Annotated in this window: 21 protein-coding genes and 1 tRNA gene; 10 read left to right on the top strand and 12 right to left on the bottom strand. The window is 38.1% G+C overall.

Annotated elements, in window-relative coordinates; translation table 11 throughout:
- Nucleotides 1–302, top strand: a 302-nt coding sequence (locus H344_RS19560) for a hypothetical protein (RefSeq protein WP_240484928.1), incomplete at its 5' end; no start/stop codon positions are given.
- Between the two features lie 291 nt (nt 303–593).
- Here the strand turns inward: H344_RS19560 and H344_RS0101755 are convergent.
- Together H344_RS0101755 and rseP are read right to left on the bottom strand one after the other, a co-directional pair.
- A tRNA-Asn gene (locus H344_RS0101755) sits at nt 594–667 on the bottom strand.
- Between the two features lie 104 nt (nt 668–771).
- On the bottom strand, nt 772–2,088 hold the full coding sequence (gene rseP, locus H344_RS0101750; protein ID WP_026808709.1) for an RIP metalloprotease RseP: 1,317 nt from the start codon (nt 2,086–2,088) through the stop codon (nt 772–774).
- 161 nt (nt 2,089–2,249) lie between these two features.
- On the opposite strand from rseP, the gene H344_RS0101745 reads away from it, so the two are divergent.
- The 6 genes from H344_RS0101745 (at nt 2,250) to H344_RS19555 (ending at nt 8,943) form a co-directional block, all read left to right on the top strand.
- On the top strand, nt 2,250–2,930 hold the full coding sequence (locus H344_RS0101745) for an SCO family protein (protein ID WP_026808708.1): 681 nt from the start codon (nt 2,250–2,252) through the stop codon (nt 2,928–2,930).
- A gap of 197 nt (nt 2,931–3,127) precedes the next feature.
- Entirely contained in the window at nt 3,128–3,370 is a 243-nt protein-coding gene (locus tag H344_RS0101740) for a FeoA family protein (RefSeq protein WP_026808707.1), read from the top strand.
- Complete coding sequence (gene feoB / locus H344_RS0101735) at nt 3,367–5,604, top strand: ferrous iron transport protein B (protein ID WP_026808706.1); 2,238 nt, start codon at nt 3,367–3,369, stop codon at nt 5,602–5,604. Before H344_RS0101740 ends, feoB begins: the two co-directional genes overlap by 4 nt.
- Before the next feature lie 144 nt (nt 5,605–5,748).
- Nucleotides 5,749–5,898, top strand: a complete 150-nt coding sequence (locus H344_RS21830; protein ID WP_169514942.1) for a hypothetical protein — start codon at nt 5,749–5,751, stop codon at nt 5,896–5,898.
- Nucleotides 5,899–6,288: 390 nt separating this feature from the next.
- A complete protein-coding gene (locus H344_RS22335) occupies nt 6,289–7,008 on the top strand; it encodes a carbohydrate binding family 9 domain-containing protein (protein WP_316929552.1) in 720 nt (239 codons plus the stop codon).
- Nucleotides 7,009–7,014: 6 nt separating this feature from the next.
- Nucleotides 7,015–8,943 carry a DUF5916 domain-containing protein gene (locus H344_RS19555; protein WP_316929553.1) on the top strand — a complete coding sequence of 643 codons (1,929 nt, stop codon included), beginning with the start codon at nt 7,015–7,017 and terminating at the stop codon, nt 8,941–8,943.
- Nucleotides 8,944–8,961: 18 nt separating this feature from the next.
- On the opposite strand, the gene H344_RS0101725 is transcribed toward H344_RS19555, so the two are convergent.
- From H344_RS0101725 to H344_RS0101685, 9 genes are all read right to left on the bottom strand, one after another.
- Entirely contained in the window at nt 8,962–9,348 is a 387-nt protein-coding gene (locus H344_RS0101725) for a DUF423 domain-containing protein (RefSeq protein WP_026808705.1), read from the bottom strand.
- 25 nt (nt 9,349–9,373) lie between these two features.
- Nucleotides 9,374–9,784: a DUF2141 domain-containing protein gene (locus tag H344_RS19550; protein ID WP_034255984.1), complete on the bottom strand. Its 411-nt coding sequence runs from the start codon at nt 9,782–9,784 to the stop codon at nt 9,374–9,376.
- A 247-nt stretch (nt 9,785–10,031) separates the two neighbouring features.
- Nucleotides 10,032–10,463 (bottom strand): hypothetical protein, encoded by a 432-nt coding sequence (locus H344_RS0101715; RefSeq protein WP_026808704.1) that lies wholly within the window; start codon nt 10,461–10,463, stop codon nt 10,032–10,034.
- A 3-nt stretch (nt 10,464–10,466) separates the two neighbouring features.
- A complete protein-coding gene (locus tag H344_RS0101710; RefSeq protein WP_026808703.1) occupies nt 10,467–12,500 on the bottom strand; it encodes a S9 family peptidase in 2,034 nt (677 codons plus the stop codon).
- A 98-nt stretch (nt 12,501–12,598) separates the two neighbouring features.
- Nucleotides 12,599–13,759, bottom strand: coding sequence for a metal ABC transporter permease (locus H344_RS0101705; protein ID WP_026808702.1), 1,161 nt, complete (start codon nt 13,757–13,759; stop codon nt 12,599–12,601).
- Nucleotides 13,752–14,879, bottom strand: a complete 1,128-nt coding sequence (locus H344_RS0101700) for a metal ABC transporter permease (protein ID WP_026808701.1) — start codon at nt 14,877–14,879, stop codon at nt 13,752–13,754. The genes H344_RS0101705 and H344_RS0101700 overlap by 8 nt, the downstream gene beginning before the upstream one ends.
- A gap of 6 nt (nt 14,880–14,885) precedes the next feature.
- A complete protein-coding gene (locus H344_RS0101695; RefSeq protein WP_026808700.1) occupies nt 14,886–15,623 on the bottom strand; it encodes a metal ABC transporter ATP-binding protein in 738 nt (245 codons plus the stop codon).
- Between the two features lie 84 nt (nt 15,624–15,707).
- Nucleotides 15,708–16,607 carry a metal ABC transporter solute-binding protein, Zn/Mn family gene (locus H344_RS0101690; RefSeq protein ID WP_240484929.1) on the bottom strand — a complete coding sequence of 300 codons (900 nt, stop codon included), beginning with the start codon at nt 16,605–16,607 and terminating at the stop codon, nt 15,708–15,710.
- Between the two features lie 131 nt (nt 16,608–16,738).
- The gene (locus H344_RS0101685; RefSeq protein WP_026808698.1) at nt 16,739–17,398 is read right to left on the bottom strand and encodes a metal-dependent transcriptional regulator; all 660 of its coding nucleotides are present in this window, start codon (nt 17,396–17,398) and stop codon (nt 16,739–16,741) included.
- A 256-nt stretch (nt 17,399–17,654) separates the two neighbouring features.
- Between H344_RS0101685 and H344_RS0101680 the strand changes: the two genes are divergently transcribed.
- Nucleotides 17,655–18,803 carry a lycopene cyclase family protein gene (locus H344_RS0101680; RefSeq protein ID WP_026808697.1) on the top strand — a complete coding sequence of 383 codons (1,149 nt, stop codon included), beginning with the start codon at nt 17,655–17,657 and terminating at the stop codon, nt 18,801–18,803.
- A 101-nt stretch (nt 18,804–18,904) separates the two neighbouring features.
- Entirely contained in the window at nt 18,905–22,315 is a 3,411-nt protein-coding gene (locus tag H344_RS0101675; protein WP_051254017.1) for a HEAT repeat domain-containing protein, read from the top strand.
- Between the two features lie 13 nt (nt 22,316–22,328).
- Here H344_RS0101675 and H344_RS0101670 read toward each other — a convergent pair whose 3' ends face one another.
- Nucleotides 22,329–23,303 carry a polyprenyl synthetase family protein gene (locus tag H344_RS0101670; protein ID WP_026808695.1) on the bottom strand — a complete coding sequence of 325 codons (975 nt, stop codon included), beginning with the start codon at nt 23,301–23,303 and terminating at the stop codon, nt 22,329–22,331.
- A 147-nt stretch (nt 23,304–23,450) separates the two neighbouring features.
- Here H344_RS0101670 and H344_RS0101665 point away from each other — a divergent pair, with 147 nt between their 5' ends.
- A complete protein-coding gene (locus H344_RS0101665; RefSeq protein ID WP_026808694.1) occupies nt 23,451–24,056 on the top strand; it encodes a TetR/AcrR family transcriptional regulator in 606 nt (201 codons plus the stop codon).
- The last annotated feature ends 40 nt before the right edge of the window (nt 24,057–24,096 follow it).

Here is a 24,096-nt window from a genome sequence, read left to right as displayed (position 1 = left end):
TATTAATCAATATGAACAGCGTCAAAAAAAATGAGACATTTTATTTTAAGGTAGACAGGCACCTTAAAATAAATCGAAAACTGTTAAAGAAATACAATAGGTCTGGATACACCACCATTAGAAAAACAGTACTGATGGAAGAAGGATTTGATCCAACATTTTTCACCCATTACTGGAAAAACCAAAAGGGAGATGTTTATCTCTTTGTTTATGAATACGGTTTCTTAAAAAAAAGGCATAATGGAAAAGATAAATATATTTTGGTAATCTGGCAGGATTATATGGACGCTTCTCAAAAATAAATATGTTTGAAGCATTGAACATAATTAGGTTTACAAACAAATAGCCTTATCTGGAGAACGTGATACCTAGTTTATTTTTCGATTTACTTGTTGTAAATACTTAAAGGGGAGTAAATCTCAAAAATGTAGTTGATCTACAACACCTCGACAAGATATGTATCTACCTATATGGATTGACGACAAATTTTCCACAAACTCAACATTAGGTCACAATCTCAAAAAAGCACGCAAAAAGCACGCAACTAAACAAAAAAGGCAGCTACATTTTCATGTAACTGCCTGATTTAGAAGCTCCCCCTCTTGGGCTCGAACCAAGGACCCTCTGATTAACAGTCAGATGCTCTAACCAACTGAGCTAAGGAGGAGTGTTATTCTATTGCCTTAGCGGGTGCAAATATAGATGATTTTTCAAATACACCAAACAAAAATGAAAATTTTCTGCATTTTTTTTTAGAAAATATTTCACCCTCTAGATGAAGCGCTTTATAATATTCCAAATATCATTACCAAACACCAATAACATTAGCCCCATAAGCAACACAAAACCAATTATTTGACCTGTTTCTAGCACTTTTTCACTAGGTTTTCTTCCAGAAATCATCTCATACAACAAAAACATTACGTGTCCTCCATCCAACGCTGGAATCGGTAAAATATTTAAAAATGCTAACCACACAGAGAACATCGCCATAAAACTCCAGAAGAAAGTCCAGTCCCAAACTGCAGGCATCATTTCTACAATCCCGATAGGACCCTTTACTTGTTTGTAAGCTCCTGTTTCGGTATTAAAAATTACCTTAAACTGTCTAATCTGATCCGTAAGCACCTGTATAGTTCTTGTATAACCTGCGGGGATAGCCTCTAGGAAACTATACTCATCAGTAACACTAAGATCTGTAACGTCCAATAAAATTCCAATGACCCCTTCTTCCGGAACTACAAGATCCAAATGCTCGGTTCTCCCATCCCTTAAAACAGTAATATCTAACTTTTCACTAACGCTAGATTTAATTTTTGCGGTCAATTCATCAAAAAACTGGGTCTCCTCTCCATTTACGCCTACAATCTTGTCCCCTGGTAACAACCCTGCTGCCTCAGCAACAGAACCTGGCTGTACTTTAGCAATGATAGCTTTAGACCTATAGCCAATAAAATTCATACCCTGGGTAGCAAACAGCGTTTCCTTTCCCTTATCGGACAAGGGTACGGTAATTTCCTTTCCATCACGCCTTACGGTCACTTCATCCCCTAAGATAAGATCTAAACGAGCTTCGTTAAATTTTTTGGTTTGCTTATCGTCTACCTTTAATATCTGATCCCCGGTACGTAGACCTAATTGCTCCCCTATAGAATCTACAAGAATGCCATACTTTAAATTATCGGACGGAATATAGGTATCTCCATTGTTAAATAACAACATCGTATAAATTACCCAAGCCAATAGGAAGTTTACAATTACACCTCCTGTCATTATTATTAAACGCTGCCATGCCGGCTTACTTCTAAACTCCCATGGTTGCGGCTCTTGCTTTAATTGCTCCTTGTCCATGCTCTCATCTATCATCCCGGCAATCTTTACATAACCACCCAGGGGCAACCACCCTATCCCATATTCGGTTTCTCCTATTTTTTTCTTAAACAGGGAAAATTTTACATCAAAAAACAAGTAGAACTTTTCTACTTTGGTTTTAAAATATTTGGCCGGTAAAAAGTGACCCAGTTCGTGAAGTATCACCAAAATTGAGATGATTAATAAAAACTGTATTATTTGAATTGCTGTTGTCATTAACTAAGGTTTAATCTTTAAAAACGAACAAAAGTACATTTTTAACGGTTCTTAAAAAAAGAAACTATTGTTGGCCTATCTGTTTTAAGAAACATTTGGCATGAAACTACCCTAGATACCTTGAAAAATAGACCTAACTGAAGTACCTTTGCTGAAAAAAGATGCGCAAATTTTTTAGCAAACTAAAATATACAGGCATTGCCCTTTTTATAATTTCCTCCATTATTATCTACTTATTCATGGATGCGGTGAAGCCGAAAGAATTACTTCCCATTTACCAACCCGCTATGGTAAATTTTGAGTTAGTAGATAGCACCATGCAACATATAAAAAAATATCACACTATTGCCGATTTTGCCCTCACCAATCAAAATGGAGAATTGGTAACTCAGAAGAATTATGAAGACAAAATTTATGTGGCCGATTTTTTCTTTACTACCTGCCCTACCATATGTCCGATTATGACCAAGAATATGGCCGATATTCAAAGTAAAATTAAGGATGATGATGAGGTTATGTTACTTTCACACTCGGTTACGCCTGACATTGATTCTGTTCCCCAACTAAAAAAATATGCAGAAGAACAAGGGGTGTTAGACCATAAATGGAATTTGGTTACCGGTGATAAAAAACAAATCTACGAACTAGCAAGAAAATCGTATTTGGCAGTAAAAACTGATGGAGACGGGGGTCCTTTTGATATGATCCATACCGAAAATTTTATATTAGTAGATAAGTCCAAGCGGATAAGAGGTTTCTATGATGGTACAAACTCAGAGGATATGGAAAAGTTAATGAGCGACCTAGAAATCTTAAAAGCAAGCTATGCCGAAGAAGAATAATCTAAAGTATTAGACAGTTTTCATCCTCATAGATTCAGCCTTGTCCTATTAACCCATACGGACCTAAACATTATTGCAGTATTTATAGGAAGTAGAATACAAAACATCATTCCTATGCGTATTTCTTGGTAGACCCACTAAACTTTTAATTTTTTTATTCTACTTTTGTGCTTACTTAAATTCAATCTAAATAAAAATTGACTACCACAGTAGCACAATTAAAGCGCGGGCAAAAGGGAATCATCAAAGAATTTGCAGATGGTGTTCTCCCTGTTAAACTCATGGAAATGGGATGCTTACCAGGCAATGAGATAGAGTTAATACAAGTAGCTCCTTTAAAAGACCCTATCTATATAAATTGTAATGGCACGCATATCGCCATAAGACGTTCCGTCGCCAGCCTAATAGAATTAGAAATTATTGAAGACTCTCCCCTATGAGCAAACAGATAAAGGTAGCCCTAATAGGCAACCCCAATACTGGTAAAACCTCTGTTTTTAATCAACTTACAGGATTAAAACAAAAGGTAGGGAATTATCCTGGTATTACGGTAGAAAAAAAAGAAGGTATCTGTAAGCTCCCAAGAGGCGTAAAAGCACATATTTTAGACCTACCTGGAACCTATAGCCTTAACACCACTTCTTTGGATGAGAGTGTTGTAGTAGAGCTGCTGCTGAACAAAAATGACAAAGATTTTCCCGATGTTGCCGTAGTTATTAGCGATGTAGAGAATTTAAAACGGAATTTACTCCTATTTACTCAAATCAAGGATTTAAAAATTCCGGCAATTCTAGTGATTAATATGGCCGATAGAATGGTCAGAAAAGGGATATCACTAGATATTGACTTATTAGAGGAAAAACTAAACACCAAGATAGCTTTAGTAAGTACTAGAAAAGGTACCGGCATAGACAGGGTGAAAGAGTTGATAGCTGATTATAAAAACCTCTCTGTTGAGCCAAACATAAACACCACCGTTATTGCTCCAGAATATTTTGATAAGCTGAAGAGCACTTTCCCCAATGAAGATCTATATAAATTATGGTTGGTAATCACTCAGGATGTCAACTTTATGCCCATAGAGAAAAATCCGATTGAAATCCCGGCTTCTTTTAAAACAAAATCTAAATCTGAACTTAAGCGCCTACAGCAAAAGGAAACCATTTTAAGGTACCAGTTTATTAATGGCATCTTAAAGCAAGCCTATAAAGTAGATTTAAATGCTGCCAAGGGATTAAGAGCCACGCTAGACAAAATACTAACTCACAAGGTTTTTGGATACCTGATATTTTTCGTCATCCTTCTTACTATTTTCCAAGCTATCTATGATTGGAGTAGCTACCCAATGGATTTTATAGATGAGCTATTTGCCTCTGGTAGCGAATGGATTAAAAACACCCTCCCTCCAGGGGGATTTACCGATTTAATTGCTGAAGGTATTCTTGCAGGTATTGGTGGCGTGGTTATTTTTATACCACAAATCGCCTTCTTATTCCTCTTTATCTCACTGTTAGAAGAATCTGGCTATATGAGTAGAGTTGTATTTTTAATGGACCGATTAATGCGTCCCTTTGGTCTTAGTGGTAAAAGTGTGGTACCGTTAATTTCTGGTACCGCCTGTGCTATCCCCGCCATTATGGCTACTAGAACCATTGAAAATTGGAAAGAACGATTAATTACCATCTTGGTAACTCCTTTCACCACCTGTTCTGCACGTTTACCGGTTTATCTGATAATTATCGCTTTGGTAATACCAGATGGGAATTTCTTAGGCTTCAGCTATAAAGCGCTTACCCTAATGCTCCTCTATTTAATTGGCTTTGGTGCCGCCATATTTTCGGCCATGATTCTAAATAAAATCATGAAAATAAAGACCAAGACATTTTTTGTAATGGAGATGCCTAACTATAAGCTTCCCCTTCTTAAAAATGTAGCTTACACGGTCTTAGAAAAAACAAAAAGCTTTGTAATAGGAGCGGGTAAAATTATCTTGGCCATTTCCATTATCCTCTGGTTTTTAGGGTCTAATGGGTATTCTGATGATTTCTACAATGCGGAGACCATTGTTAAACAAAAAATAGAGAAGGAAGGGTTTACAAACTTTAATGTGGAAGCTATTAGGAGTAGCCTAAACTCCTATAAAGAAACCCTGCACGATAGTATTGCTAGGAACGGTGCTATTTTCGATAAAGAAGCCATCGCCGATTCACTAAAGGCCAAAGAAATAATATTACGCCAAAAGGCGGTAAACCAGGAAATAGCAAGCTATAAGCTAGAAAACTCTTATATGGGTATTGCCGGGAAAGCAATTGCCCCTATTGTACATCCGTTGGGTTACGATTGGAAAATTGGTATAGCCGTACTAACCTCCTTTGCAGCGCGTGAGGTATTTGTAGGCACTTTGGCCACCATTTATAGCGTGGGCAGTGATGAGGAGGATACCATTAAAAATAGGATGGCCGCAGAAATAGATCCGGTCACTAAGAAGCCCTTATTTAATTTGGCATCCGGAATTTCACTCTTACTGTTTTACGCATTTGCAATGCAGTGCATGAGTACGTTAGCAATTGTAAAAAGAGAGACTAACACTTGGAAGTGGCCGGCAGCACAATTGGTATTCATGAGCCTTTTTGCTTATATTGTAGCATTAATAGCCTATCAAATTTTAAAATAAAGAACTCCATTTTTTAACTCGAAAATGGTATTGTTTTTGATAAAATAATAGCAAAGAGCTCTATTTAAAAAGAACTAGTAGCAGTGATGTTAAGGCGTTGGGAAATTAGACAATAGACCTTCATCATAATTTAAACTAATTACCATGAGTATTCTTCAAGACATATTGGTCTATATCACAGTTGCCATAGCGGTAGGCTATCTCGTTAAGAAATTCCTTTTGCCAAAATCCCTATTTGTAGGTAAGAAAGGGAATTCTAAAGGTTGTGGCAATGGAGATTGCGGTTGTAACTAACACCCTCTTCAAAAACCGCTAATAACCAATTTCACAACTAATAGAACAAATTAGATCTACCCCTACTAAATAAAATCACTCTAAATAGGCATCTAAACCAGGCTCCTGTTTAAGGATTAAATCGGTTTGATTCGGCAATAAAATTATAAAAGCACATCTCCTCTTGCTTTTTTAGCACAATATATTGAGACAAACGATACCTAAAGAATTATCTCTCCTTAACAAAGTTAAGTCCTATTCCATCCTAAAAACACTTAACATAACCCATTCAATATCAGCAGATCAAAGTCAGCTCACCCTATGTGTTAAAAAAAATCTTAAATAATCCAATAACGTTGTAACGCGCGGTGGCTTATGTCGTCTTTTAAATATCCACTAAAAATTAATTTTATGAGAACGAGCTACTTAGCATTATGTGTCCTATTATTTACACAAGTAATTTGCTACGCTCAAGACTCTACAAAAAAAAACCCTATAAAAAAGATCTACACCACACAGGCTATAAGAGATATGCTTCCTCCGGAAGTAGATGGAAACTTGGATGAAGATGTTTGGACCTTAGTACCCTGGGAAGGTGGTTTTGTGGAGCAAAGACCAGACGAGAACACCGAGCCAGATCATCAGACCAAATTTAAAATTATCTATGACAATAATTTCCTCTATGTTGGTATCCGTTGTTATGACAGTGAACCCAACAAAATAGAAAAGCGGTTATCTAGACGAGATGGTTTTGAAGGGGGTTGGATCGCTATTTTTATCGACAGTTATTTTGATAAACGCACCGCCTTCGGTTTTTTGGTCACCGCAGCAGGGGTTAAAGCAGATATCTTAGAATCTAATAATGGAGAAAATGAGGATGAGAGCTGGAATCCTATCTGGTATACTAAAACCAATATAGATTTAGAGGGGTGGTCCGCAGAAATGAAAATACCTTTAAGTCAGCTTAAGTTTGGTAAGGCCAAGGAGCAAACTTGGGGACTACAATTAATGCGCAGACTTTTTAGGGAAGAGGAGCGATCCGTATGGCAGCGTCTTCCACAAGACACCCCTGGATTTGTAAGTGAGTTTGGCCTGCTCCAAGGCATAAGTGATTTGGAACCCCAAAAATAATTAGAAATTCAACCATACGCTATTACTAAACTAGAAACTTATGAAGCAGAACAAACCAATCCGTTTCTAACGGGACAAGATGAAAAATTTACTGCAGGCCTAGATGCCAAAATCGGGATTACTAATGATCTCACTTTAGACCTCACTATAAATCCGGACTTTGAGCAGGTAGAGGCAGATCCATCGGCCATTGCTTTAGATGGATTCCAGATATTTTTTGAGGAAAAACGTCCATTTTTCGTAGAGAATAAAAATATATTCGATTATCGAGTCTCTCCATCCCAAGCAGGAAACACCTTTGGATTTGATAATGTATTTTATTCTAGAAGAATAGGAAGAAGTCCACAAGGATTTCCACAAACCGAAGCAGGAGAATTTGTAGATCAACCTGATAATACCGCAATTCTAGGTGCTGCAAAATTTAGCGGAAAAACTAAAGACGGATGGTCTATCGGTATTCTTGAAAGTACCACCGCACGAAAGTATGCTACAATAGATAATAGTGGTGAGAGAAGAAGAGAGGTAGTAGAGCCGTTGACTAACTATTTTGCAGGCCGACTACAAAAAGATTATAATGACCGTAATAGCTATATAGGAGGCATTTTCACTGCTACTAACAGAGAGAATTTAAGTAAAGACCTCAACTTCCTACACAAATCTGCTTATTCTGGAGGGTTCGATTTTAAACATCAGTGGAATGAGCGTAACTGGTACGTAGCAGGAAACGTACTATGGAGCCATGTACGGGGAGATACTACCGCCATTATAAAAACCCAGAAATCTATAACTCATTTGTTTCAAAGAGTTGGCGCAAAACACCTAAGCCTTAACCCCAATAGAACCTCCATGAGCGGAACAGGAGGGAATATTCAATTAGGAAAGGTAGGAAATGGGCATTGGAAATTTGAAACCGGATTTACCTGGAGATCCCCAGAGTTAGAACTTAACAATGTAGGCTTTCAGCGCCAGGCAGATGACCTAAGGCATTACAACTGGATCGGATATCAAACCCTAAAACCAAACAATACCTTCAGAAAAGTAGGTATTAATTATAATCATTGGAGCGTTTGGGACTTTGGAGGCAATCATAACCTTTTACAATTTAATACCAATAGTTGGCAGAATTGTAAGAACAATTGGTTTACAAATGTTGGATTCAATTACTCCCCCATACAATACTCCAATTTTGCGTTAAGAGGGGGACCAAGGTTACGACTGTCTCCAGAAATTAGTTTTTCTAATGGGATAGAAACAGATAGCCGTAAAAAACTTCAATTATCCATATTTCAAAATGGGAGTAAAGCTTTGGACAATTCCAATAAATCCTATAGCATAGAATTTGGAATTAGTTATCAACCTTTAAATGCATTGCGTATTTCTGCCTTTCCCGAATACAGCACAGTTAATAACAACTTACAGTATATTAATAACATTACTACCAACAACGGCATCACTTACCTCAACGGAACAGTAGAACAGAAAACCATGAGCATGTCCCTAAGATTAAATTATACCATAAATCCAAACCTATCTATTCAGTATTGGGGGCAGCCCTTTATTTCTAATGGTCGTTACTCTAATTTTAAGGAAATAATAGATCCCTTGGCCAAGTCTTTTGAAAATAGGGTAACCACCTATCAAAACAACCAAGTCACTCTAAATGAGGATGTCTATTCAGTAGATTCTAACATGGATGGAACAGTAGATTTCACCTTCGTTAATCCCAATTTCTCGGTAATTCAATTTCGATCAAATTTAGTTTTACGCTGGGAATATATCCCTGGATCCGAGATATTTTTAGTGTGGTCACAAGACGTATCTCGCACCGGAGACCCACAACACTCACTCTTTAACGGATTAAAGGATAATATATTTAATGGAGAGAAACCCAAAAATATTTTCCTACTAAAAGCAACATACCGTTTTGTACTATAGAAGATCTTCTTTACAGTTCTACACCCATTCTTTAATAAAGGAAAACAATAACAGCCCCCAACCTACTACCAATAATAATCCCCCTAATGGCGTTACGGGACCTAAAAATCGCATTTTAAGACCTTTTGAAGCTCCTATAACTAAACCGTATATGCTAAAAGAAAACAAAAATACCCCAAGCATAAAGCTATAGGCCATATACTTTTCCACAGGCGATTCCAAATTTAAATTAAACCCTAGCACTATCAATAAAATAGCATGATACATCTGGTACTTTACCCCTGTCTCAAAACTTGTTAATTGCTCTGCTGTTAGCGTTTTTTTCAACGCGTGTGCTCCAAAAGCACCAAAAATAATGGCCAATAATCCGTATAACGCCCCAATAACCAGTGCTATTAATACCATAAAATTATTTCTTAATCTATTTACCTTAATTAAACCAAACCTCAATTATCATGTCTCTCGGGACATAAAATACACAGTCCTTAAATGAAGGAGGACCAAAGAGTTTCATCTTAGCATTAGAAAAAGCGACCTTTTCCTTGGGTATACCTAACCAATTCACATCTAATTCATCATTACCATTTTCATCATGAAACACTGCTAGAGCGTAATTTCCACTGGGTAGATTATCTATGAGCACCGTTGTAGTATTTTCTTTAGCAGCAACACTACTGGACTTAAATACCTTATTGAACTTTAAAAAGTTTTCTGCTTCTGTATAAAGCGCTACACTAACCTTCCCTTTGTTCGAAGGAACCCCTTTCACCTCAACGGAGAGGTCAATTTGAGACATACCCAGCATTGGGATAATAATAAATAGGAATAAATACTGTCTCATAATAGCGATTTTTTGTTTTAGGAAATATTCTTAGATAAAAGCTAATCGACATCGAAAGGAACTTACCGTTAACAATTCCAATCCCGCCTATACAGTTCGGGCAAGCCCGCCTATACAGTACGGGCAGGCCCGCCATACAGGAACGAACAAGCCCGCTTGAACGGAACGCAGATCCGTCTGAACAGATTGGGCAGGCCCAAGATAGAGAATTTAAAGCTCACCCAATATATCACTATAAATCAGCAAATTACTCCTTCTCCACAATAATTTTCGACGACAAATAATCGTAAAGCGTTTTAGTTGCTGTACTGTCCGACAAATTAAAGTACAATTTTAAAGAGTCGTTATAGACCATTCTTATTTTAGAATGGGACAGTTTATCTACAAAAACATGCACCTTATTTTCCCCAATGCTATCTTCCTTAAACACCCCTTTCTCTATTTCTTTGACCGAAAATCCATTTATACGTTCCATAGATGGGATTTTGGGCACCATGGTAAGGCTATCGATTTCCGAAAATGGAATTTTCTGATAATAAATCCCAGAAAAAATACGAAAAGAATTGTTCTCTATTTTAGTCCAGTTTTTATAATGAGCTGTAAAAGCCAAAGCAACCACTATCAAGGTCACCACTATGAGTAAATTCAACAACCAAGAGCTTCTTTTTTTCTGTGCCATATATTAGTTATTAGGGACCTTGTATTTATCAAACCACGCCAAAATATTGGCCACTTTTGTAATTAAGTTACTAGGTCTATTGGCAATTCCGTGGCTAGCTTCGGGCACTTCTACCAAAACAGTCTCTATCTTACGTAGCTTTAATGCGTGGTATAATTGCTTGGCCTCACTAGGAGGTGTCCTTAGATCATCCATCCCCACCATAACCAAAGTAGGGGTTTCAATATTGCCCACTAGGGATATTGGAGAAAATTTCCAATACTCCTCAAAATTCTCCCAAGGTTGTCCCGGTAATCTAGAATGGGCATACCCAAAGTAATTATCAGCCACCAATGTTTTACTAATCCAGTTCATTACTGGTTTAATAACGGCTGCGGCCTCAAATCTATTGTTCTTCCCTATCATCCAAGCAGACATAATACCTCCTGCACTACCCCCTGTAACAAATAATTGATCTTCATGAGCGATTCCCATTTTAATACAATGGTCTACGCCGTCCATAACATCGTTATAATCCTCGCCTGGGTAATTGTGGTATAACAAGTTCCCAAATTCTTCCCCATAACTAGTACTTCCCCTAGGGTTTGGATAAAATACCACATAGCCCGCTGCTGCAAAAAGTTGTATCTCTGCACTAAATCGGTCTCCATAATTTAAAATGGGACCTCCGTGGTTTTCTACCAAGAAAGGATATTTTTTTTCAGGATCATAATTGGGAGGATAAACCACCCAACCTTGAAGCTCTCTTTGGTCTACCGAAGAAGTATACCATACCTCCTCTACCTTCCCCAGGGTTCTAAAATTGAACAAAGCCTTATTTAAACCAGTGATTTTATCTGTTTTATTAGATCTAGAATTCACCACGGCAAGTTCTGCTGGGTGATAAGGGGTCGATAAGGTATAGGCAATATGCCCATTTTGCGAAACGCTAAAAGAACCACTTGCATAGGGTCTACCTAATGTGGTCCCTCCCATATCATCGGCAAGTTTAGACGTTTTCCCATTTAAAGAAACATATCCTATCTTACTATTTCCTTTATCGTCATAAGAAAAATAAAGTCCTCTACTTTTGGCATCCCAAACAATATTCTCTACATCCCTATCCAACTCCATAGGAACTTCCCTTTGGTTTTGGCCGTTTATATCCATTATATACAAACGGGTAACCTGGTACGCCTGCACCCGATCTTCATAACCCAAGTAGGCTATATGCTTCCCGTTAGGAGATACTATTGGATTTTTGTCTGGCCCCGGTTTATCGGTAAGCTGTACTGTATTTCCATTATTCACATCTACGGCATAAACCTCGCTATTTCTAAAATCGTATTCCCAATCTACATTTCTATTCCCCGAAAAATAAATCTTTTGTCCGTCCAAAGACCAAGAAAGTGGACCTCTATGATGATAATCCCCACTAGTAATCTGTCTTGCTGCTCCTCCATTGGCAGGAATAAGAAAAATATGATTGAATCCTGGAGCGATATAACCGCTACCATCCCTTTCGTGGTGTAATCTATCTGTTATTCTTGGGGCCTCTGCCCATTTTGCTCCCTTGGGTTTTTTAGGAATCTTTGCCGCTACCGGTGCATCTTTGTCCACATGCATGGAAAATGCCAACTGATCTCCTTGGGGAGACCAAGACAGGGAAGACGGACTAAAAGGAAGCTGCGAGATCTTAGCTAGCTTTCCGGACTCCATCCAATACATGAAAATCTCTGCACCTTGGTCTGTAGCACTAACAAATGCCAATCTATCGCCTTTGGGCGACCATACTGGACTAGATTCATTTACTTCCCTAGACGTGATCTTTTGGTGTTGGGAACCATCGGGTTTTATCATCCAAAGGTTACCCACAGCTTTATCTTCCATAATATCAAATCCCATTCTACGATATACAATCCAGTCCCCTTGAGGAGAAATTTGAGGATCGGAGACGTATTCTAGATCAAATACATCTAAATATGAAAAAACTTTATCCTCTGCCTGACTAAAACTTAGGAAAGGAATTAATAAGAATAATAGAAATCGATACGACATGAAAATATAGCTATTGGATTGTTAAAATTACGGCTTAGCCTCTTGGGCTTTAAAATAACAAACCAAAAATAACTTGTAATTTCTTCAAAAAAAAGTGATTATCCTCTAAACAAAAAGAATCGGTCTTTCATTTCCTCTATGGCAGCACTTTTATTGGTTATGATGTAATTAATAGCCTCGGAAGTAAACGTCTTCCCTTTTTCGGTCAAGGAAATAATACTATCATCTATGGTAATCATATTGTTTTTCAAGGCTAAATCCAAGACGGACTGTGCACGTACTTTATGCCAATTAATATGTTCGTTTAGGTGATTAATATGGCGTTCCGATTTTTCTGAATGATTTTGGAGATGCAATAAAAAGGTTAGTAAATGCACTTCCACTTCTTGTCGTTTTTGCCGATATAACACAGAGATTAGCCCTCTATTAGGAGAGAACATATATATTAAAAAGAATAGTACGCCCAAAACGGTGGTAATAGAACCTGCGATAGAAGCATCTAACCAATGAGCCACCCAATAGCCAAGAATCGCACCAATAATTCCAAAACCGGAAGCTATCAAAAGCATCTTCTTAAGGTTATTGGTTAAAAGGTAAGCCATAGCAGGAGGCGCAATCATAAGTGCCACTACTAAAATTGCCCCCACTGCATCAAAAGCCCCAACAGTAGTAACAGAAGCAACGGTCATAAGTCCATAATGCATAATAACTGGAGAGAACCCAAGGGTGGCCGCCAATTGCTTATCAAAAGTACTAATCTTTAATTCTTTAAAGAATGCCAATAAAAGGGTAAGAGTCACCAATAAAATTATCCCAATTACCCAAAGGGATTTTGGCCCCATATCTGCACCTCCAATTATCATACGATCGAAGGGCGCAAAAGCAAGCTCTCCCAATAGTACGGCATCCACATCTAAATGAACATCTCCTGCATTTTTGGCAATCAATATTACCCCAATACTAAAAAGAGAGGGGAAAACCAGCCCAATAGCCGTGTCTTCTTTCACCAATCCCGTCTTTTGGATATATTCTACTAGTACTACCGTAAGTATCCCACTAAAGGCAGCCAATAAGATTAACCACGGGGAGTTTAAGTCTTCGGTAAGGAAAAATCCAATTACGATTCCAGGTAATATAGAATGACTAATAGCATCGCTAATCATCGCCATTTTACGAAGTACCAAGAAGGTACCCGGAATGGCACAGGCTACAGCTACGATGCAAGCAATAAGTTGTATTTCTATTTGCGCGCTAGTCATGGGTGTTGTCTTGCTGGTTATACAAATTCATGGCCTTATCATACCCTTTCTGGGTAAGAGACCACATAGGACCATCTACGGTTATATAGGCTCTATCCTCTAAGTTTTTTAAAGAGTTCCTGGTATATCCCTGAAAATTATTAAGAATCTTAATCTTATGGGGGTGAGATATATCATTATGGGTTTTGGCAATTTCAAACATAAAATACAGCGTCTTATGCAATTGTAGATCGTTCCTATTTTTCCAATGCCTAATCTCACGGAACAAAATCCCCCTCCCTGGGGAGAATACAAAAGAAATCACCACAATGGCAGCCGCAATCAAAACAATTACCGGCCCCGTAGGCAGGTTATTAGAAGTAGCACTGATTGCAGTCCCGAAAATTCCAGACAAAGCCCCAAAAAGTGATGCGAGGAAAACCATTATCCCTAAATTATTAGTCCATTGCCTAGCTGCCGCCGCAGGAGCAAGCAACATGGCACTCATAAGTACCACACCTACCGTTTGCAGACCTATCACAATTGCCATAACAATTAAGGTGGTTATTAGAACATCTAATAATTTGGTATTTATCCCTAGGGATTTACTATAATCAGGATCAAAATGGAGCACTTTAAATTCTTTCCAAAAAATGATTAACACTAATAGGGATATTCCCATTACTACAGCCATTAACCACACATCGCTTTCTACCAAAGTAGCTGCCTGTCCAAAAAGGTACTTATCCAACCCCGCCTGCTGCGCATCGGGCATTTTCTGAACAAAAGTTAATAAGAGCATCCCAAAACCAAAAAACAGGGAAAGGATTAAACCCAGGGCGGTATCGGACTTAAGATGGGTTTTCTTAATAATACCACTAATCCAAAAAGTACCTATCAGTCCGCTTATCAATGCACCAATTAATAGGGTGTTGCTCGTTTTTGCACCGGTGATTAAAAACGCTATTACGATTCCTGGAAGAGCTGCATGCGAAATAGCATCACCCAAGAGACTTTGTTTTCGCAGAACGGCAAAACTACCCAGCATCCCACAGACTATTCCCAAAATTGCAGTACCCAACGTAATGGTACGCAGGGTATAATCGGAAAATACTAATGAAAAATATTCCTGTACGGACATAAAACTTTATTGTAATAAACTAACCTTATAATTAATCCCGTAGGTCTTAGTAAGGTTATCATCATTAAAAATATCCTTGACTGAGCCCGTTGCTATTTTCTTTACGTTTAAAAAGGTTACCCAATCAAAGTATTCGGGAACCGTTTGTAAATCGTGATGCACTACTACCACGGTTTTTCCCGATTTCCTTAATTCCTTCAAAATATTGATAATGGCCTTTTCGGTCGTGGCATCTACCCCCTGAAAAGGTTCGTCCATAATATAAATACTAGCCTTTTGTACCAGAGCTCTCGCTAAAAACACCCGTTGTTGCTGCCCCCCACTAAGCTGACTTATCTGTCTACTTCTAAACTCCAGCATCCCTACCTTTTCCAAAGCTTCCAAAGCTTCTTTCTTCTCGGTTTTCCCCGGCCGTTTTATCCAACCTAGACTTCCATAGGTTCCCATGAGCACCACATCTAAGGCTGTAGTGGGAAAATCCCAATCTACACTACCTTTTTGGGGAACATAAGCCACCTCTTTGTATTGCTTTTTATACGGTTTCCCAAATATTTCTATGGTACCTGCAATGGGTTTTACAATATCTAACATCGCTTTAATCAAAGTAGATTTCCCTGCCCCATTAGGACCTACAATGGCCATAAGCACCCCTTCTGGGATAGAGAGATCCACATCCCATAACACCGGCTTAAAATTATAAGCTACCGTTAAGTCATCTACTTTAATGGCTATTTTATCCTTCATTTTGCCTCGTGGGTATTATTTGTTGTTGCATTAGGTATAGACTATTTGGTCCTTACTACCACTATTTAAACAGTAGTTTTACACCTATTTTAAAGCATTAACAATGGTATTTACGTTATATTTAAACATCCCAATATAAGTGCCTTCTACAGTTCCATTTGTACCTAGAGCATCTGAATATAAATCCCCTCCAATACTTACATTGTGCCCCTTAGATGTTACCGCTGCCTGCAGCGCCTCTATATTACGTCTAGGCACGGAGGTTTCTATAAAAATGGACTTTACCTTATTGTCTATAATAAACTGCGACAACTGTTGAACATCTTGTACTCCAGCTTCCGTAGCCGTAGAAATTCCTTGCAAGCCTAGTACCTGAAAACCGTATGCCGTTCCAAAATAATTAAAAGCATCATGGGCAGTTACTACTATGCGTTTCTCCTTGGGAAGTGTTTCTATGACCGCTTTTATCTCTACCTCTAAAGCATCCAGTTCCTTTAAATATTGCTTGCTATTTTCCGCAAACAGCTCCGCATTCTCCGGATCTCTTTCCTTAAGCTTGTCCGTTACATATTGGGTTATTTGTTTCCAAAAGCCCACATTAAACCAAATATGTGGGTCATAATTAGAGCCAAATTGCTCAGAAGCCAATAATTCTTTCCTATCTAGAACATCGGTAATAGCAACTGTATTTTTATGTTGCTTTTCCATTCTCTCAAAAATATCTACCAACTTCCCCTCCAAGTGCAAGCCACTATAAAAAACGACATCGGCATTAAATAGTTTATTTACATCACCCTCGCTGGCCTTATAGAGATGGGGATCTACTCCACTCCCCATAAGTCCTTGAATTTCTATAGCATCTCCCCCTATTTGATGTAATAGATCTGTAATAATAGAAGTAGTGGCCACTACTTTAAGTTTGCCGTTGTCCTTACTATTGGAGTTAGACTTACAACCCACTAAACCTAACAATAGCACAATCATAACGAAGCTTCTACTTCCAAAAAAGCACATTACTTTTGTTATATCTAAGGCAAACACTCCACTAGTGCACTTATTAAAACCGTTTTCTAGACCCATTTTACATTTTCTTATTCTTGTCATCTGCTCAATTCTCATTCTTCCTTCAACTTTATATATAGGTTAGCGGCAATCTGATGTGAAATTTGCTTTTGATTTTCTCCTATTCCAATCAACAATGACCCATCAAATTCTTCAATCTCTAATACTTGAATATGATCTCCTAAACCAATATTATTCTTATCTAAAAACTTTAGAAAACTAGCTGATGAATCTTTTACTCCAACGCAAATTCCTCCGCCTCCTACGGGAACTTCACTCAGCAATATTTCGTCCCTTTCCTCAAAGCCTCCGTCCTTATCGGGAATAGGATCCCCATGAGGATCATATTTCGGATACTTCAGTAAGCGGTCTAGACGATCTATAAGCTTGTCGCTTTTTATATGCTCTAACTGCTCTGCCACCTCATGCACTTCATCCCAGGAGAAATCGAGCTTCTCCACCAAAAACACTTCCCATAAGCGGTGTTTTCTTATTACTCCCAAGGCAATTTTATTGCCCATTTCTGTTAAGGAGACTCCTTGGTACTTTTTATAGTTCACCAAATCCTTTTCCGCAAGCTTCTTCACCATATCCGTTACGGAAGATGGCTTAGTATCCATTTGCTCTGCAATAGAATTAGTAGAAACTGCCTCTTTTCCCTGCCTTCCAATATGAAAGATGGTTTTAATATAATTTTCTTCTGACCGAGTCATGGTATTGCCGTTTACGCAAAATTACATTTTTATTCCTAAAAACAAATATTTAGCTAAGACTAAATATAGTACTCCTCAATCTAAACTTCCTTATCTAAATGGGTTATTCCCATTATGTTATTAGAAGTAGCACTCCACTACTACATAATAGGGGTTAGTATGATTTGTAATTAAGTTCTTAGTATTTTTGAAAAACCCTAAATAATTAAGGGAGTACCTCTACGAGGGTAAAGCATAAATAACAGCAACACACTTAATGACTTTATACGATTATATTATTGTTGGCGCAGGTGCGTCCGGATTAATGCTTGCCGATGCACTTGGCAAGGATCCTTTTTTTGCTGATAAATCCATCTTACTATTAGATAAAGAAAAGAAACAAGAAAATGATCGGACCTGGTGTTTTTGGGAGACTGGAGACACCCGATTTAAGGAGGTGATTTACAAGAATTGGAACCAGATCTTTTTTGCTGGAAAAGTGTATTCCAATCACTTTAAGCTTACCCCATATTCCTATAAAATGGTTCGGGGAGACCATTTCTACGCCAACTATTTAGAGAGAATTAGAAATCACCCCAATATCTCCCTTGTAATGGAAACGGTAACTGAGGTAAAGGACAAAAGCTCACATGTAGAAATAACAACATCTACCTCCTCCTACCATGCAAAGAAGGTATTTAACAGTGCTTTTGATTATAAAGCCCTCTTAAACCAAAATAAATACCCAGTATTGCAACAGCATTTTCTTGGTTGGTTTATAAAAACAGCTCAGCCTATATTTAATCCGGACCAGGCTACCTTTATGGATTTTTCCATTCCCCAAAAAGGGAACACTCGGTTTATGTACGTATTACCTACCTCTACAACCGAAGCCTTAATAGAATATACGCTATTTTCTAAGGAGGTATTGTCAACTTCAGAATATGAAGATGGATTAAAGGCCTATATGAAAGACCACTTAAATTGTGAGGAATATGAAATTACCGCTCATGAAAAGGGTAATATCCCCATGAGCTGTTTTAATTTCAACAGCTACAACACTAGTAATGTGATGCATATTGGCATCTCCGGAGGGTGGGCAAAACCAAGTTCGGGTTATACCTTTATGCATTCTTATAAAAAGGTTCAAGAATTGATTCCCTTTCTAAAAAAAGAACAACCTTTGAACAAGTTTGGAAAAAGAAATCGGTTTTGGTTTTATGACTTGCTGCTATTAGACATTTTGCATAGAGACAACAGTAAAGGGCAGTTAATATTTGAACAGCTTTTTAAAAATCAATCTCCGCAAAAAATATTTAAATTTTTGGATGAGGAAACCAATCTTTGGGAAGATCTTCAAATTATTGCTGCCTGTCCCAAAAAAGAATTTATTTTAGCTTTGATACGTAGAATCATTAAATTTTAACAAGCATAATTATAACCCCTATTTCAATATACCTACATTTAAACGTACTGCCGTAAACTATAAGCGGGCATACCCTTAAAACAAAACATTAATCAAAATCAATGAGAACCATATTTTTCCACCGTACCTTCCTTTTTCTTTTCTTAACTACGCTGCTTATCTCCTCTTGTAAAAAAGAAGCGTCGAAAATCACAAAGGAACCTTTGCTTGTAATTCAGGAAGATTCTTTAACCGCAGCCGCTAGATTTAAGGAAATAGAAGAAAATGTACCAGCCCAAGTCGCAAAAGGACTTACTCTTTCCCTATGGGCATCGGATTCTTTGGCACCAGATCCTGTAGCGATGTCTATAGATAACAAAGGAAACATCTATTTAACAAGAACTAATCGGCAAAAAAATTCTGAGTTCGATATTAGGGGGTTTAGGGATTGGATGACCCCTTCCATAGCGTTAGAATCTGTAGAAGACAGAAGAAAGTTTTTACATAGCACCTTCGCAACTGATAAAAGTGAAGAAAACAACTGGTTAAAAGATTTAAATAAGGATAGCATCCACGATTGGCGCGATCTTACTGTAGAAAAAGACGAAGTGTGGAAGTTAGAAGACCTCAACAAAAACGGTAGGGCTGATATTGCCACTAGGATAGTTAACGATTTTAATGAGGAGGTGTCCGATGTAGCAGGCGCCCTCTTAGTAAGAGATAACGATATGTTTGTAGGTATTGCCCCAGACATGTGGCGTTTTACAGATAAGGACGGAGACGGAATAATGGAGCATAAAACTTCTATCTCCCATGGCTATGGAATACATATTGGTTTTAGCGGTCACGGTATGTCTGGCGCTATAGAAGGACCTGATGGAAAAATATATTGGGGAATTGGCGACATAGGGGCTAATATCACCACAGCAGACGGAACAAATCACAAATATCCCAATCAGGGAGTTATTGTAAGATCTAATCCCGATGGAAGCGATTTTGAAGTTTTTGCTAGGGGATTGCGTAACACTCACGAATTTGTGTTTGATGAATATGGCAATATTATCAGTTCGGACAACGATGGTGACCACCGTGGAGAAAGTGAACGATTAGTATATATTGTAGAGGGTTCGGATGCAGGATGGAGAGCAAATTGGCAATACGGGAAATATACAGATCCTAAAAATAACGGCTATAACGTTTGGATGGATGAAAAGCTCTTTGTTCCTCGCTGGGAAGATCAGGCTGCCTACATAATTCCTCCTATAATGAACTTTCACAATGGCCCAACAGGAATGGCTTATAACCCCGGAACTGCATTAGGAAAAGAATGGAGAAATAAGTTTTTCTTGGTAGAATTTGTTGGAAATCCAAGTAGATCCAATATCTGGAGTTTTAACCTAAAACCTAAAGGAGCCTCTTTTGAGTTAATTACCGAACAAAATATTCTTAGCGGAATACTTCCCACAGGAATTCGCTTCGCACCAGATGGAGCCCTGTATCTTGCCGACTGGATTAACGGATGGGGCACAAAAAACTACGGAAGGGTTTGGAAATTAGATGTAAGCAAAAACAGAAACGACCTAGCGACAGAAAGAAAAGAGACTGAGCGTTTAATGACCTTGGATTATAAAAATCAAAGCATAGAAAAACTCACCCAGTTGTTAGCTTATCCAGATATGCGGATAAGGCAGAAAGCACAATTCGAATTGGTTGCCAAGGATAAGAATGGCTTAATAGGCCTTAAGGATGCTATACAAGAAAATAACAATCAATTAGCTCGCATCCATGGTATTTGGGGAATAGGTCAATTAGCACGATATAAAAGAGGCCGAGCAGCCTTATTAGTTCCTTTATTGCAAGACAAGGATGCAGAAATTATAGCACAAACAGCTAAGGTGCTTGGAGATTTAAAGTATAAGGCGGTAGGAAAAAATTTAATACCCCTACTGCAACATAATAATGCTAGGGTACAATTCTTTGCTGCCCAAGCTCTTGGTAGAATCCAGGAAAGCGAAGCGATTAATCCTTTATTGGAAATGTTGAAAGCGAATAATGACGAGGATGTTTACCTAAGACATGCCGCTGTTTTAGCTTTGTCTAGGATTGGGCAAGTACAACCCATAGTTCAATTAGCTAAAAGCGAACATCCTAGCTTGCGTTTAGCCGCTGTTTTGGTCTTACGAAGACTGCAGAGCGAAAAGGTGGCCCTATTCTTAAAGGATGAGGACGAATATCTTGTAGCCGAAGCTGCAAGGGCCATCAACGACGATTGGTCCATAGAAAATGCGCTTCCAGCATTAGCCTCCCTCTTACAAGAAGAACGGTTTACCTCGGAACCTCTATTGCGCAGAAGCATTAACGCTGCCCTTAGGGTAGGTGGTGATAAGGAGTTAGATCTATTAATTAATTTCGCAAGAAGATCTAATGTATCTGCTACCCTAAGAAGCGAGGCCTTAACAACAATCGGCACATGGGCTTCACCTTCTGTATTAGACAGAGTAGATGGTAGGTACAGAGGTGAAGTATGGAGAGATGAAAAAGTAGTACGCCAGAAACTAGAGAAGCATATTCCTGAATTCATGAAAGATTCTAATCCCAAAATGCTTACTGCCATGGCCAAAACTATTGGCATCTTAAAGCTAGACGGGTACCAATCTCAAATGGCAAAACTTATGAAAACGCATTCTTCCCCAGAGGTAAGAGCCGCAATGTTAGTAGCGCTTGGAGATTTAAAATACGATAAGATTGAAGAAGTTATGGAAGATGGCATGCGCGATAAGAATCAGCATGTGCGCACCGTGGCTTTGGGGTTACTTAATCAACTGGATATTGATAAGGAAAAACTTCCAAGTATTGTAACTCCTATTTTTAATAGCGGATCGCTTGCGGAACAACAAAAGATGTTAAGTGTTTTAGGGGAAATGCCAGTCAATAAATCTAGTAAGGTCTTAACTTCCTTAATTGAACAAGCCAATGCCAATGCACTAGCTAGCGGAGTAATCCTAGATTTAATAGAAGCGGTAGAAGCTAGCGAATCTGAAGAATTAATAGCGCAATTAGATCAGATAAGATCTAAAGGAGATGGCCTGGAAGCCTACAAAGAAACCCTTACCGGAGGAAATAGATGGGCAGGATACCAGTATTTTAACAATAATTCTGCAGGACAATGTGTTCGCTGCCATTCCGTAAATGGACAAGGCGGCACTGTAGGTCCCCCGATGGACAATATTGGAAATATTTTAAGCAGAGAACAACTATTAGAATCCCTAATACAGCCTAGTGAGCGTTTGGCTCCTGGTTATGGTACTGTTACCCTCACCTTAAAAGAAGGACAGGTAGTAACGGGAATCTTAACATCGGAAAATAAGGATGAAATCACCTTAAGAACTTCCGATGCAGAGCCCTTAGTTATTGCTACATCAAGAGTTGCCAAACGGCAAAATATGGCCTCCGGAATGCCAGCAATGGGCACCCTTATGTCTAAGAGAGAAATTAGAGATGTAATAGAATTCTTAGCTAATATGAAAAAGTAATAAACAGCCTATTTTACACCTCCCGTTTCATTAGGGAGGTGCCAAATTGGGCTAACATTTCCTTTTTAGACTGATCTATAGGGAGCTCATCCAAAAGAGCAAATGCCTTTTGGGTATATCCTTCTATTTCTTTTAAGGTCTCATCTACTGCCCCAGTTTCTTCATACAACTCTTTAACAGTAGTAACCTTATGTAAGGTATCTGCAGGCTTTATAGAAAACAAATGCTCCAACTCTTGTTTTTGTATGGAATTTCCCAACTCCAAAGACTTTAAATACAAATAAGTCTTTTTATTAACCATAATATCCCCTCCTACTTGCTTGCCAAAAGTTTTGGGATCACCAAAAGCATCTAAATAATCATCCTGTAATTGAAAAGCGATTCCTAAATACTTTCCAAAATCATAGATGGCATCTTGGACCGACTTGGGCTGATCTGCGATTATAGCTCCCATCTTCATAGCGGCGCCAACCAAAACAGCAGTCTTATATTGAATCATCAATAAGTATTCTGGAATACTTACATCGTCCCTAGTCTCAAAATCCACATCGTATTGTTGTCCTTCACAAACTTCCATTGCTGTTTTACTAAACAGTTGCATCAGTTCTTTAAAAACAGCATCAGGATAACTCTCTAAAAGCTGGTAGCAATAGATCAGCATAGCGTCCCCCGATAAAATCCCCGTATTTACATCCCATTTCTCATGCACGGTTTGCTTACCCCTACGCAGGGGTGCCCCATCCATAATATCATCATGCACCAAAGAAAAATTATGAAACACCTCAATAGCCAATGCCGCATCCATTGCCTTTTTATAATCTACCCCAAAAATATCTGTTGCCATAAGGGTGAGTACCGGCCGTAATCGCTTTCCTCCAAGATGAAGTATATATGAAATTGGCTCATAAAGATTTCTAGGCTCTTCTACTAGACTCTTACTTTCTAAATAAGCTAAAAAATGAGATCGATATTGGTCAATTTTGGGCATAGGAACATAATTTTCTCCAAAAATACATCAAACCCTTCAGTATGCATAAAGAATTAAACGGTTCATAATATCACCTGAATCAAAATTGAAAAGAATCAAGGAAACTTTATTGGTTTTAATAGTTTCCTAACTATCTTTGCGGCCAATATGAAGGAGTTAATATTAGATAAGGCTACGGAACTATTTTTAAACCTAGGGGTTAAAAGTGTTACCATGGATGATCTGGCAAATGAAATTGGCATTTCTAAAAAAACCATTTATACTCACTACGAAAACAAAACTAAACTGGTACAGGAGTGTACCAGTCAGCTATTCGATAAAATAAGTGAGGGTATAAATACAATATGCGCCTTAGGTAAAAATCCCATTGAGGAGTTGTACGATATTAAAAAATACGTCATCTACTATATAAAGGATGAAAAATCAGCCTCCCAGTACCAATTACATAAATACTATCCCAAAATAGCCGGACATCTAAAAACCAAACAAAATACCCTTATGCAGAAATGCATCATCAATAATTTAAAAAGGGGATTAAAATCGGGAGTCTATCGGGAGGATATAAATATAGATTTTGTGTCTAGGATTTACATCTCCGGGATGACCAGTATCCAGGACCCTGAAATGTTTCCTAAAGACCTTTTTCCAATGGATAGTTTACAAAGCAATTTTTTGGAATATTATTTACGAGGCATTGTAACCCCAAAAGGAAGAGATTATTTAAATAAAATTATCCAATCCAATAAAGAATAAAAACCCTTATATAACCAATTACTAAAACAGTAAACAGAAT

Source organism: Arenibacter latericius DSM 15913, assembly GCF_000424985.1.
In the GTDB taxonomy this organism is placed as follows: domain Bacteria; phylum Bacteroidota; class Bacteroidia; order Flavobacteriales; family Flavobacteriaceae; genus Arenibacter; species Arenibacter latericius.
Note: the sequence above shows the minus strand (reverse complement) of the source record. Positions and strands in the feature narration are given on the sequence as shown.

What these genes read in the sequence shown, in the direction of transcription:
- H344_RS0101710 (WP_026808703.1), bottom strand. Translation starts at nt 12,500, where the DNA reads ATGTCGTATCGATTTCTATTATTCTTATTAATTCCTTTCCTAAGTTTT.
- H344_RS0101690 (WP_240484929.1), bottom strand. Translation starts at nt 16,607, where the DNA reads ATGATTGTGCTATTGTTAGGTTTAGTGGGTTGTAAGTCTAACTCCAAT.
- H344_RS0101705 (WP_026808702.1), bottom strand. Translation starts at nt 13,759, where the DNA reads ATGACTAGCGCGCAAATAGAAATACAACTTATTGCTTGCATCGTAGCT.
- H344_RS0101725 (WP_026808705.1), bottom strand. Translation starts at nt 9,348, where the DNA reads ATGGTATTAATAGCACTGGTTATTGGGGCGTTATACGGATTATTGGCC.
- rseP (WP_026808709.1), bottom strand. Translation starts at nt 2,088, where the DNA reads ATGACAACAGCAATTCAAATAATACAGTTTTTATTAATCATCTCAATT.
- H344_RS0101665 (WP_026808694.1), top strand. Translation starts at nt 23,451, where the DNA reads ATGAAGGAGTTAATATTAGATAAGGCTACGGAACTATTTTTAAACCTA.
- H344_RS0101675 (WP_051254017.1), top strand. Translation starts at nt 18,905, where the DNA reads ATGAGAACCATATTTTTCCACCGTACCTTCCTTTTTCTTTTCTTAACT.
- H344_RS0101685 (WP_026808698.1), bottom strand. Translation starts at nt 17,398, where the DNA reads ATGACTCGGTCAGAAGAAAATTATATTAAAACCATCTTTCATATTGGA.
- H344_RS0101715 (WP_026808704.1), bottom strand. Translation starts at nt 10,463, where the DNA reads ATGGCACAGAAAAAAAGAAGCTCTTGGTTGTTGAATTTACTCATAGTG.
- H344_RS0101695 (WP_026808700.1), bottom strand. Translation starts at nt 15,623, where the DNA reads ATGAAGGATAAAATAGCCATTAAAGTAGATGACTTAACGGTAGCTTAT.
- H344_RS0101670 (WP_026808695.1), bottom strand. Translation starts at nt 23,303, where the DNA reads ATGCCCAAAATTGACCAATATCGATCTCATTTTTTAGCTTATTTAGAA.
- H344_RS0101745 (WP_026808708.1), top strand. Translation starts at nt 2,250, where the DNA reads ATGCGCAAATTTTTTAGCAAACTAAAATATACAGGCATTGCCCTTTTT.
- H344_RS19550 (WP_034255984.1), bottom strand. Translation starts at nt 9,784, where the DNA reads ATGAGACAGTATTTATTCCTATTTATTATTATCCCAATGCTGGGTATG.
- H344_RS0101700 (WP_026808701.1), bottom strand. Translation starts at nt 14,879, where the DNA reads ATGTCCGTACAGGAATATTTTTCATTAGTATTTTCCGATTATACCCTG.
- feoB (WP_026808706.1), top strand. Translation starts at nt 3,367, where the DNA reads ATGAGCAAACAGATAAAGGTAGCCCTAATAGGCAACCCCAATACTGGT.
- H344_RS22335 (WP_316929552.1), top strand. Translation starts at nt 6,289, where the DNA reads ATGAGAACGAGCTACTTAGCATTATGTGTCCTATTATTTACACAAGTA.
- H344_RS21830 (WP_169514942.1), top strand. Translation starts at nt 5,749, where the DNA reads ATGAGTATTCTTCAAGACATATTGGTCTATATCACAGTTGCCATAGCG.
- H344_RS0101680 (WP_026808697.1), top strand. Translation starts at nt 17,655, where the DNA reads ATGACTTTATACGATTATATTATTGTTGGCGCAGGTGCGTCCGGATTA.